General features: G+C 39.2%; 9 protein-coding genes and 1 tRNA gene. 6 read left to right on the top strand and 4 right to left on the bottom strand.

All coding sequences use genetic code 11. The features are described 5' to 3' along the window. The first annotated feature begins 383 nt into the window (after positions 1-383). Positions 384-1,145 (top strand): response regulator transcription factor, encoded by a 762-nt coding sequence (locus tag FJR37_RS23370; RefSeq protein WP_027403339.1) that lies wholly within the window; start codon positions 384-386, stop codon positions 1,143-1,145. A 332-nt stretch (positions 1,146-1,477) separates the two neighbouring features. On the opposite strand, the gene FJR37_RS23365 is transcribed toward FJR37_RS23370, so the two are convergent. Continuing rightward, the gene (locus FJR37_RS23365) at positions 1,478-2,221 is read right to left on the bottom strand and encodes an ATP-binding cassette domain-containing protein (protein WP_168467249.1); all 744 of its coding nucleotides are present in this window, start codon (positions 2,219-2,221) and stop codon (positions 1,478-1,480) included. Between the two features lie 320 nt (positions 2,222-2,541). Here FJR37_RS23365 and FJR37_RS23360 point away from each other — a divergent pair, with 320 nt between their 5' ends. Continuing rightward, positions 2,542-4,089, top strand: coding sequence for a serine/threonine-protein kinase (locus tag FJR37_RS23360; protein ID WP_168467248.1), 1,548 nt, complete (start codon positions 2,542-2,544; stop codon positions 4,087-4,089). A gap of 11 nt (positions 4,090-4,100) precedes the next feature. On the opposite strand, the gene FJR37_RS23355 is transcribed toward FJR37_RS23360, so the two are convergent. The 3 genes from FJR37_RS23355 to yidD form a co-directional block, all read right to left on the bottom strand. Further along, a tRNA-Ser gene (locus FJR37_RS23355) sits at positions 4,101-4,185 on the bottom strand. 54 nt (positions 4,186-4,239) lie between these two features. Next, positions 4,240-4,959, bottom strand: coding sequence for a M15 family metallopeptidase (locus tag FJR37_RS23350; protein WP_168467247.1), 720 nt, complete (start codon positions 4,957-4,959; stop codon positions 4,240-4,242). 220 nt (positions 4,960-5,179) lie between these two features. Continuing rightward, positions 5,180-5,425, bottom strand: a complete 246-nt coding sequence (yidD, locus tag FJR37_RS23345; protein WP_168467246.1) for a membrane protein insertion efficiency factor YidD — start codon at positions 5,423-5,425, stop codon at positions 5,180-5,182. A 66-nt stretch (positions 5,426-5,491) separates the two neighbouring features. Between yidD and FJR37_RS23340 the strand changes: the two genes are divergently transcribed. The 4 genes from FJR37_RS23340 to FJR37_RS23325 all read left to right on the top strand — a co-directional run bounded on the left by FJR37_RS23340 (position 5,492) and on the right by FJR37_RS23325 (position 11,755). Then, positions 5,492-6,184: a diacylglycerol/polyprenol kinase family protein gene (locus FJR37_RS23340; protein WP_053537921.1), complete on the top strand. Its 693-nt coding sequence runs from the start codon at positions 5,492-5,494 to the stop codon at positions 6,182-6,184. A gap of 728 nt (positions 6,185-6,912) precedes the next feature. Further along, positions 6,913-7,272 carry a CTB family bacteriocin gene (locus FJR37_RS23335; protein WP_168467245.1) on the top strand — a complete coding sequence of 120 codons (360 nt, stop codon included), beginning with the start codon at positions 6,913-6,915 and terminating at the stop codon, positions 7,270-7,272. Positions 7,273-8,001: 729 nt separating this feature from the next. Then, complete coding sequence (locus FJR37_RS23330; protein WP_168467244.1) at positions 8,002-9,510, top strand: HlyD family efflux transporter periplasmic adaptor subunit; 1,509 nt, start codon at positions 8,002-8,004, stop codon at positions 9,508-9,510. A gap of 76 nt (positions 9,511-9,586) precedes the next feature. Beyond that, entirely contained in the window at positions 9,587-11,755 is a 2,169-nt protein-coding gene (locus tag FJR37_RS23325) for a peptidase domain-containing ABC transporter (RefSeq protein ID WP_168467243.1), read from the top strand. The last annotated feature ends 63 nt before the right edge of the window (positions 11,756-11,818 follow it).

The raw sequence follows: 11,818 nt of genomic DNA, 5'->3' as shown, positions 1-11,818 counted from the left end.
CTCCCCTACCTCTCCTACCTCCCCTACCTCCCCTACCTCCCCCACCTCCCCCACCTCCCCCACCTCCCCCACCTCCCCTGCCCCCTGCCCCCTACTTGCCTTCACCCGTCATTTTCGGGTTGACAGACTACTAGTTCATGCCGCTACAAGTGATAGAAAAGTAATTTTATTTACCTATTGCTGTTGTAAGATAGATATAATGTAAACGTAATAAAAATTTAATAAAGCTACTAGTTTGGCTGTAAATAAAGTAAAAAATAAATTTTGTGCAAGGTTTTTGAGGGAAATGTGAAGAATATGTCTATTGAAGTAACAAAAACTACAAAACCTTAACCATGAGATTGTTAATTTGAGATTCATCAACGCTAAGGGGTTTTACCACTGTGGGTTCGGTTTGTATAGAAATTGTTGAGGGGAATCCCCATCTGAGGTCGTTGTTGGGTTGGCACTTGCAACAACTAGAATACCGAGTTCATCAAGCTGCCAGTATTTACCAAGCAAAAGAAGTGTTTATCAGCCATCAACCCACTCTAGTCATTCTAGATGCGGATTTATCGGATGGTGATGGGGTCGAGTTTTGCCGCTGGTTACATCGTCAACAACAGCCTTTAATTCTTATGTTATCTGCTCGTACGAACGAAGCCGATATTGTGACGGGGTTAAAAGCGGGGGCGGATGATTATTTAAGCAAACCTTTTGGAATGCAGGAATTTTTGGCTAGGGTTGAGGCAATTATCCGCCGTAACCGGACACCTACTGCACCAGCCTATTTAGATTATGGCAGTTTGCAAATTGATTTAGTTCAGCGTCGGGTGCGGTTTCAAGGGGAGTTTATTGATTTAACGCCCCAGGAATTCAGTTTATTGTATGTTTTGGCACAAGCTGGAGGAGTGCCTTTGAGTAGATCAGAATTATTACGTCGTGCTTGGCCTGACGCTATTGATAACCCACGCACCATTGATACTCATGTTTTATCGTTGCGGAAGAAGGTGGAACTTGATCCACGTCAACCCAGTTTAATTCAAACTATCCGCAATGTGGGATACAGATTTAACATGGAAATTTTGAATGTTAATGTTCCACAAACACAAACAAAATTACCAAGAGAAAGATTTACTAATCAAATTCCTGTACTAACTAAGTAATTGGACAAAAATATTTACAGTCATTGCGAGGGAAGGGAAGCAATCACAGCCCTTGGAATTGCTTCATTTCACTTCGTTCCATATGGCTAACGCCACGCAACGCTTACGCAATGACATTGTGTAATTAATTCTGTCTCACTACTTACTCAAAGTTCATGAAACAGGGAAAGGGGAGCAGGGAACAGATAATGAGTTACAGCAATTCTCGTTCTTATGAAATACAATGGAGGGCGCAATTGAGGGCGCAATGGAGGGCGCAATGGAGGGCGCAGGCCCTGCGCCCCTACGAATTTTGCGATAAAAAACTGTACCTCATAACATCAGAATGTGCTTTAAGTCCATTCTGCTAGTGCTTGAGTTTCGGCTTGAATTAAGCTGGTTGCTAAGTTACTCCAATCTATCTCAGCAGCAGGTTGATTGACTACTAATTGACCTTGTTGAAGATGTAAGAGGTGGGTACAAAATGCTTGAGCTAAATCTATTTGGCGATTTACCATCAAAATTGCCGAGGAATGGGGTTGATTTAGGTGAGTTAGTATATTGATTAAGTGAGTGGATGTGGGAGTATCTAAGGCTGATGTAGGCTCATCTAGAAGTAAAATCTGGGGTTCGGTAACTAGGGCGCGAGCGATCGCAATTAACTGTCTTTGTCCAGCAGCAAGTTGTACCTCGGTTCGTCCTAACCATTGTTCAGGAATTTGCAGTTGTTCTTGCCAATAACTGACTTGTTCCTGAATCTTTTGCTTTGGTAGACCACGCAGAACTAAAGGATAAGCCAAGGCTTCCCCAACTGTCATCCCCAATAACTTAGATTCTTGTTGGACAAGCATTACCTGTTGACGGAGTTGGATAACGGGTATTTGCCGATATTCCTGATTTTGAAGATAAATTTTGCCGCTTGTGGGTTCATTTAAACGGTTGATGAGGCGTAATAAAGAAGTTTTCCCAGCGCCGGATGTACCGACAATGGCTAGGCGATCGCCCGGTGATACCCTAAAGGAAATATCCTGTAAAATTGGGTATTGGTGTTGATGTTGTAACCGCCTATAAAAATTAACAGATTCTAGCCTCAGCATAGGGAATAGGTAGGTTGGTGTTAAAAATAGTCGTTGGGACAAGGCAGGGGGCAGGGGGCAGGGGGCAGGGGGAAAAATGGTTTCAGCCTTATTTTCTTTTTTTCACACATTTTGCTGATCTCACGTCCACCTGATATTATGGTGAGTTGCGATTCAAAAGATACAAATTTTGAATACTTTAAACCCTATCCTCATATTTTTGAAAATAAGTAGTTACTGATATCTCACAATATTTGAGCAGAATCTAAAACCCTTGCCATAATAGATGGGAATGATATAACCCAATTAATTATCTGCTTATTTAAGACTGAAAAAACCCTATGTTAGCAGGAACAATTTTGCAGAATGGAAAATATACCATCCTCCAGGAAATAGGGCGGGGCGGATTTGGTGTTACCTTCAAAGCTATGCACCACTATTTAAATCAAGAAGTGGTGATGAAAACTATCAATGAAAGGTTGCGGCAACATCCCGATTTTCCCAAATTTCAGCGCCAATTTCAAGATGAAGCCAGGAGATTAGCCGCTTGTGTTCATCCTCATATTGTCCGAGTCAGCGACTTTTTTGAAGAAGACAGTTTACCTTACATGGTAATGGAATACATTCGCGGAGACACTTTAGGCGCAGCATTTATTTTACCAGGAATACCCTTACCAGAAGCTACAGCCATTCATTATATCCGCCAAATAGGCGCAGCCTTGCAGGTAGTTCATGATAACGGGTTGCTACACAGAGACATTAAACCAGATAATATTATCTTGCGTCAAGGAACTCAGGAAGTAGTGCTAATTGATTTTGGCATTGCCAGAGAATTTAATAATGGGGCAAAACAGACACATACAGGTTTAGTCAGCGAGGGATATGCACCCATTGAACAGTATTTAACTCAAGCACAGCGCACAGCAGCCACAGATGTTTATGGGTTAGCAGCAACCCTGTATGCAATATTGACAGCACAAGTTCCCATACCTGCATTATTGCGTGACCGAGAACAAATGCCTTCTCCTCGTGAATTACAACCTCATCTGAGTGCGGCTGTTAATCAAGCAGTTAGCCGAGGAATGGCTGTAGAACCACAATTTCGCCCCACCACAGTAGCAGAATGGCTGCAACTTTTACCAGAAAATAGGCTGGCTGTCACATCACCAAGTTTACCTACCCAAGCAATCCCCACGATTAATTTATCGGATTTAAAATCAGAATATTCACCTAAAAAAGCTACTTTTCATCCCCTGTCCACACCATCAAAAATCGCCAACATTGGCAAAAAAACAGGTATACCCAAGGGAGTTATTAGCATTAGTATTGCTTTGGTTGCAGCTACCGCAGGTTTTAGCATGACGCGGATATTATCAAAACCCAATTTACAATCATCACCTAAACCATCTTTTGCACAATCTACTTATCAACCTATTCCACCTAAACCTGTTGTGGAAATATCACCATCATCTGCAAATCAAAAACTTCAAAATTCCTCATTCAATCAATCTGTACCATTACCTCGTTTGCGGAGAAAACGTAAGAATCTTCGCGTTTCTCCAGAACCAATTCCTACTAGCGATTCTCAAGAAACAACGGCTGAGAATCAGAACTCTCAACCCACACCAAATCCCGACAATACCACCAAGAAATCAACACCGGTTGTGACTTCCTCACCATCCTTAATGGATACCCTGCGCGATTCTAAAGAATCCCAAAAAGCTTCTCCACCTCCAGAAAATACAGCACCAGAACCTCCTCCCGTAGTGACTCCACCCCAGGAATCTCAACCAGAAAATTCTTCGGGTGTGGTAGTTCCCACTGTGGAAACCAAGCAAAACCCAGCGCCGGAAATTCAGCAACGAAAGGAAGAAAAGCCGCAGTCATAACATAAATTCAACGGAGAGGGGGGGATTTGAACCCCCGTTGAGTTTCCCCAAAACGCATTTCGAGTGCGTCACCATCAACCACTCGGACACCTCTCCAACATAAACTATGAAGTTTTGCTTCACTAGTAACGTTTATCATTGTAACACAACCTATGGAAAATTCCTGGATGTATCTGAATTTAATCTTCCATAACGTGCCGTCATCAGAGTTTCGGGATGAGATTGATTATATAACCAAGCCCACATTTGATCACCAAAGGAGAAATGCCACCATTCTCTAGGATTGCGTTGAAATCCAGCTTTTAACATGATATCCCGTAAGAGTTGACGGTTAGCATCATACTCTTGATGACTATGAGTATAATATTCTGGATGGGAGCGATCGGACATTTCATCAATAGGTGAACCCATATCTACAACTTCCCCAAGATCATTGACTAGAGTAATATCTACCGCAGCCCCCGTGCTGTGGGGAGGAGGGGTTTTCATATCCAAACTGGGTACAGCCCAAATTTCATAAACCGCCTTCCATACATCTTCCCGTTGCTGGGGTGATAATTCCTTTTCTGTCAAACCCCGTTCTCGCAACGCTTCCCCAAAGCTGTAATCTACCATAAACTGCTGCACAGCCACAGGACGATAAGCATCAAATATTTGAATATACCAATTAGGACATAGTAACTGTAAATTATTTTGCGCCTGAATCAAATTTTCAACAACACTTTGGCGCAAATAATAAGGTGAATGTCCGCCGTAGTTAGCACCTAACTTTTGATAAGGGTGAGGAGATTCCACCGCAAACAATTCTAGAGGAATCTTAACTAAAGGTTCACCACATTCAATAATGGGGATTTGGTAATAAGGTCGCATTTTAAGTAGGTTAGCAGTACTGTTAAAAGGCTGGATTTTTTTATTTATTTTAAATGACTATAAAGTATTATACAACTAGCGATAAGATCCCCGACTTCTTTTATTTATTGTGTCCGCAAATTATAAATTAATGTCAGAAGTCGGGGATCTTGCTATAGCTAAATACTTACGTGGTTTCAACAAAGCATCCGTGTAATCCAGTAATCCCTTAAATCCGTGATCACTCTTCATGTTCACAACAAGATTTTGCTTTCGCATCTGGAACAGGATCATAACCTCCTGGATGAAAAGGATGACAGCGTAAAATCCGCATGATAGCCATCCAACCACCCCGAAATACCCCAAACCGTTCAATAGCTTGAATCGCATACATAGAACAAGTAGGTTGAAAGCGACAAGTAGGGGGAAATAAGGGAGAAATAAATAAGCGATAACCCTTAATTAGCCAAATCAATAACATTTCCATATCCAAATCCCATAAAGTAGAATTAAAGTTAAAAATACCCCTATTTCCTCATTGTTTAACACATTCATGAGCTTAGAAACCCTTTCCCCATTGTCGCTGCCAATTGCCACCGCTGCGGCTTGGGTAGGATTGATTATCTGCATTGCTTGGGTAGTTAGTCGTTTTACTGATAGCGAACCAGAAATCATTCGTAAAATCGTGCATATTGGCACAGGTAATGTGATTTTAATTGCTTGGTGGTTAGATATTCCTGCTTATGTGGGAATTACAGCGGCAGTTTTTGCGAGTATCATCACCTTATTATCTTATCAATTCCCCATTCTTCCTGGTATTAATAGTGTTGGTCGTCAAAGTTTGGGAACATTTTTCTATGCTGTGAGTATCGGTGTTTTAGTAGGTGTTTTTTGGCATTTACACCAACCGCAATATGCTGTTTTAGGAATTATGACTATGGCTTGGGGAGATGGATTAGCTGCTTTAATTGGGAAACGGTTTGGCAAACATAAATATATAGTTTTCGGTTCTCAAAAAAGCTGGGAAGGTTCTTTAACAGTGACTTTAATCAGTTATTTTATTTGTGTAACCATTTTACTTGTTACCCAAGGTAGTATTTGGCAAACCTGGATAGTTTCTTTAATTATTGCCTCAATCGCTACGATTTTAGAAGCCTTTTCTTTTCTGGGAATAGATAATTTAACAGTTCCTATCGGTAGTGCCACCTGTGCCTATTTATTGAATCAGTTACTATCGGGTTACTAATTAATTCCTGATATAGCCAAAATGATATTTATAAAATTAGAGATATTAGGACTTAGAGGATGTTTGAAAAGTGGTATTCCGTAATTTTCATCACATTGCTACCCCCCTTTCCCCTTGTAAAGGGGGGAAACAATAAAAATCCAGTTCCCTCCCCTTTACAAGGGGAGGGTTAGGGTGGGGTAAAAAATATTTGATACATCAACCATAACTTTTCAAACACCCTCTTACGCACGCTCACTAACTTACCATCATATGAATGAACGAAATTGCGTCGTTTTCGGCTTTGGGAATAACTTATTGAGTAGGGTGCGTCAGATAGAAGAAATCTGTTTTTTACCAAATTATTAGGTCTGACGCACCCTACAAGAGATAAAATCCACATTACATATTTAGAAAACTTTGTCAATGCGTAAGCCCTAGATATCTAGAAATATAGATATTTAATTTTTTGTTGATTGTCAAACTTAACGAATATATATATTCAGAGTTCTCTGGAAAAACAAAAAATAAATACTATGCAGAATCGTGCAGGTTTTATTGAACTAGAATTTATCTTTATTTATTAATAATACTATTTTAATAATTACAACCTATTTTGTCTCTACTTTTAGAGGTAAATTTGCAAACTTTACTTTCTACCCGTAGGTTTATGAATTATTAGGCAACAATGCTTATAGTTGAGTTGTTAGGTGATGAAACACCTAATTTTGTAAGTGAGGCTAATAATTGTGTTAAATCAAATGGACGCATCCGATTTGATTGTTGCTTTATCTGATCAGCAGCAAGAAATAGTGACTGGTGGGGCTGACTTTGAACTAGCTTCTAGTAACTATGCTAACAAGGGATCGCTTTTAATGGGATCAAGCGTCTCCGGTCCTCAAGGTAGCAGTGCTACTTCCGCAGGTAAGTCTAATACTATCCTAACTGCGGGACAAGATTTCTTAGGCTTAGGTGCAGAACCCCCCAGCACCGTTGGGGCTTTAGGTCCAGCGGTGCTACCAGGTGATGGAACAGCAACAACGACTGTACCCGCAGTTCCCACTCCTCCAGTTGCTAGTGGAGTTGGATCTCTAGGCATTCTTGCGTAGATATGGGCTAGTCAGCCTATAATTACCTAATCTTAAACCAGGAGTGAACTGGCGCGGCGGAGTGGGATGGAAAATTGAAACATGAAAACTCAAAAAGCAACTTGCACCAGCTTTTTGTGAGTTTTTAATGGTTAGTTATTTCCACCACTCCGCACGGCTAGTACCGCAAGGCGGAAGTCAAAAGTCAAAAGTCAAAATGAAGACAGTATAGGCTTTTGGAGGATTTAAGTAGGTGAACACAATAAAACCAAACTGTGTAAAGAAACGTAAAATCGTCTAAACCCTCTTCACTCTTGCCTCTTGCCTTTTGCCTTGCCATAACGACAATTTTCAACACCCACTTACTTAGAATGGTTGGTTTATTTACGCCAACCTGTACTAGTCAACACCTTTGGCGAGAACAAAAGGGGGTAAGGGAAATGATAAAAGCTTGCTCAATGTAAGTGAGGACTTTGAGAAAGTTTGAGCTTTTCCCTACTTCTTCTTAATGCTTGATCTGCGTTAAAGATTTGAGAAAGCAATTCCCACATAACAGCGGAAGAACTATCTCTACCCCCTTCACTAGATTATAACCTATCATCCAATTATTTTTCACGATGTGAACACAGAAGTTTGCTTGTTTTTATTCCTAATAATTTATTACCTGAGATAGTTGATGTTTGATTGCATGATATTAGCAATTTCTATCTTAGGTTAGACTATTTTAGTCCTAATCAAAGGTGTAATACCGTGAATTCCTTACAGAGTCAAGATAATAATTCTTGGTATAACTTCAATAATCCAACTACAGAAGATTTGCATATACTAGAAACTAATGAGTTTCTCCCCCATATTGGTAAATGGATTCATCTTGGTGGGGGAGTGATGATTATGATGTTTGTAGTTGCTGTGAGTCTCACATCTGTTCTCTATTACAACATCACAGTCAAAGTCCCAGCAACTATCCGACCATTGGGAGAATTACGGTTAGTTGAATCTGCAATGACGGGAACTATTAAAAAAATTGTAGCTAAAGAAGATCAGGTAGTAAACAAGGGAGAAATAATTGCTTATCTTGATGACTCCCAACTCCAGTCTCAGAAAAAACAACTGCAAAATACTATTCAGCAAAGTCAATTACAACTTCTTCAAATTGATGCTCAAATTAATCAAATCAATACTCAAATAATTGCTCAGACTAACTTAAATGACCGTACCATTATGGCTGCACAGGCCGAATTAACTGGCACTGAACGCAACTATAAAGATCAGCAAATTAAAACCGGTGCGGAAATGACACAAGCTAAAGTAGCTATAAATTTAGCAAAGGAGCAACTAGCAAGATTACAAAAAGAAAAGGTATTAATAGCCACTGTGGAAGAAGCAGAAGCAGGTTTAAAGCTGGCTATATTACAGCGCGATCGCTTGCAGAATATAGCTCAATCGGGAGCAATATCTCAGAATTTAGTCGAGGAAAAAGAACAGGCTGTTAAGTCTGCTCAAGCCAAATTAGAACAAGCCAAATCTAGTTCTAAAAATCTCCAAGAAGAAAAAGAACAAGCTGTTAAATTAGCACAAATAAACATACAAAAAGCAAAAATTGGCATTAATCCCAGTAATGCAAGTGTAACAGTAGCTTCGGAAAGAATTAGGCAAGAAAAAGCCAGAGGTGAGGGCAATTTAGCAGCTTTAAAAAAAGAACGGGAACTATTAATCCAGCAACGTCTAGAGCTGCAAAAACAACAAATTCGCACTCGTCAAGAATTACTACAACTAGAAAATGAGTTGAATAAAAGTGTAATTCGCTCCCCAACAAATGGTACACTAATGCAACTCAAACTCCGCAACTCTGGACAGGTTGTACAACTTAGTGAGGCTCTTGCTCAAATTGCTCCTTTGGATGCCCCTTTAATCATCAAAGCTCACGTTTCGGCTAAAGATATTGACAAAATAAAAACCGGTCAAGCAGTACAAATGCAGGTTTCATCTTGTCCCTATCCAGACTATGGAACTCTTAAAGGAACTGTAAAAACAATTGCACCAGATGTTCTAGCAACTACACAAAATAACTCTATTATCAGCACCCCCCAGGTAGCTACTTACGAAATCAATATTGAACCACAAAGTCTATTTTTAGGAAAAGGTAATCATTTATGTTATCTCAAATCTGGCATGGAAGGGCGTGCTGATATTATTTCTCGTCAAGAAACTGTACTACAATTCATCCTCAGAAAAAGCAAATTAATCACCAATTCATAAATTAAATTGTAGACAGAATTAAGCAATAACTCAAGCCAATACAAGCGTTAATTAACCTAAATTCTTCTGAATAATTATGTTTAATATCTTCAAATCTCATCAGGATTATCAGTGTGTTTTACAGTTAAGTGAAGAAGACTGTGGAGCAGCTTGTTTAGTTTCTATTACCAAACACTATGGACGCTTTTTAAGTATGATTAAAAGTCGAGAAGCTGTTGGTACTGGACAATTAGGAACAACATTATTAGGGTTAAAAAGAGGTTCAGAAAATCTTGGTTTTAATGCTAGAGCAGTCAAAGCTTCTCCAGAAATTGTAGACAGAATTACAGAAATTACATTACCTGCAATTATCCATTGGCAAGGCTATCATTGGGTTGTTTTATATGGTAAAAAGGGAAAAAAATACGTTATTGCTGATCCGGCTGTGGGAATTCGTTATCTGACAAAAGAAGAATTAACCAATGCTTGGGATGGGGTAATGCTCTTATTAGAGCCAGATCCAGACCGCTTTTTTGAACAACCCCAAGAAGAATCAAAAGGTGGAATAACGCGCTTTTTTCGCAGGCTTTTACCCTATCGTGGCTTACTAGCTCAGGTTTTAATGATTAATATTGTCCTGGGTTTACTAGCTTTAGGAACTCCGGTTTTGATTCAATTATTAACAGATGATGTTCTCGTGCGTGGAGATGTACAATTACTTACTGTTGTAGTTTCCGCTGTTGTTGTTATGAGTTTATTTGGCGGAGGATTGCAAGTATTTCAAGCCTTAATGATTTCTCATTTTGGACAAAGATTACAACTAGGTTTAGTTCTAGAATTTGGTCGTAAACTTCTCCAATTACCATTAAATTATTATGAATCCCGTCGAAGTGGAGAAATTACTAGCCGACTGCGAGATATCGGCGAAATTAATCAATTAGTATCACAGATTGTGATTGTTTTACCTAGCCAATTTTTTATCGCTGTAATTTCTTTTGGCTTAATGTTATTTTATAGTTGGCAATTAACAATAGCCGTTTTATTTGTTGCTGGTTGCATGACTTTATCTACCTTACCTTTCTTACCCATTCTCCAACAAAAAACCCGCAGTCTTTTAGTTTTAGGAGCAGAAAATCAAGGTGTTTTAGTAGAAACATTTAAAGGCGCACAGGTAATCAAAACTACAAATGCTGCTCCTCAATTTTGGGATGAATTTCAAAGTCGGTTTGGTCGTTTAGCTAATCTGGCTTTTAGCACGGTGCAAATAGCAATTATTAACGGGACTATTGCTAAAATTATCTCTACAATTGGTGGTGTTATCTTACTAGGCTTTGGAAGTATGTTAGTAATTCAAGGCAATTTAAGCATCGGTCAAATGTTAGCTTTTAATGCTTTACAAGTAAATGTTGTAGGTTTAATTAACTCATTAGTTGGCTTTGTTGATGAATATTTTCGTTCCCAAACAGCAGTTTCTCGATTGTTAGAAGTTATTGATGCCACACCAGAAGTAGTCGGAGGAAGTCAAAAACCAACTGCACAAATTTCTAGTGTGGCAGATATTAATTGTTCTCATCTCCAATTTCATCACGCAGGTAGAGTTGACTTATTAGATGATTTTTCTCTTCAGCTTCCTGGAGGAAAAGTCATTGCCTTAATTGGTAAATCTGGTTGTGGTAAAAGTACCTTAGCTAAATTATTAGCTGGGTTATATGTACCAGATTCTGGTAATATCCGCATCGGCTTTTTTAATATCCAAGATATTGCTTTAGATTGTTACCGACAACAAGTAGTTTATGTTCCCCAAGAACCTCATTTTTGGAGTCGGACAATTTTGGAGAACTTCCGTTTGGGTACACCTCATATTTCTTTTGAAGACATAGTTCAAGCTTGTGATATTGCTGACGCTGATGGTTTTATTAGTCAATTACCTAATAAATATCAAACCGTATTAGGGGAGTTTGGGGCGAATCTTTCTGGGGGACAAAGACAAAGATTAGCGATCGCTCGCGGCATTCTCACAAATCCACCTATACTAATTTTAGATGAAGCTACCGCCGGATTAGACCCTATGAGTGAAGCTAATGTTTTAGATCGGCTTTTGGAATATCGCAGAGGTAAAACCACAATTTTAATTACCCATCGTCCCAGCGTTATCCACCGGGCTGATTGGATTGTTCTCATAGAAAAAGGTCAAGTCCAAATTCAAGGAACTCCTGATACTTTCTTATCAAAACCCGGAGAGCATTTACAGTTTTTAACCGTATAAATAAATATTTTTAAAGGTTTTATTTATCTATCACTCAACTTAAACTAAGTAGGTGAACACAAT

This window comes from Aphanizomenon sp. UHCC 0183, from assembly GCF_009712065.1.
In the GTDB taxonomy this organism is placed as follows: Bacteria; Cyanobacteriota; Cyanobacteriia; order Cyanobacteriales; family Nostocaceae; genus Dolichospermum; species Dolichospermum heterosporum.
The sequence above is the reverse complement of the archived record's forward strand: the minus strand, read 5'-3'. Positions and strand labels throughout refer to the sequence as shown.

Coding starts and splice junctions, on each gene's coding strand:
- FJR37_RS23365 (WP_168467249.1), bottom strand. CDS start 2,221: ATGCTGAGGCTAGAATCTGTTAATTTTTATAGGCGGTTACAACATCAA.
- FJR37_RS23360 (WP_168467248.1), top strand. CDS start 2,542: ATGTTAGCAGGAACAATTTTGCAGAATGGAAAATATACCATCCTCCAG.
- FJR37_RS23350 (WP_168467247.1), bottom strand. CDS start 4,959: ATGCGACCTTATTACCAAATCCCCATTATTGAATGTGGTGAACCTTTA.
- yidD (WP_168467246.1), bottom strand. CDS start 5,425: ATGGAAATGTTATTGATTTGGCTAATTAAGGGTTATCGCTTATTTATT.
- FJR37_RS23340 (WP_053537921.1), top strand. CDS start 5,492: ATGAGCTTAGAAACCCTTTCCCCATTGTCGCTGCCAATTGCCACCGCT.
- FJR37_RS23325 (WP_168467243.1), top strand. CDS start 9,587: ATGTTTAATATCTTCAAATCTCATCAGGATTATCAGTGTGTTTTACAG.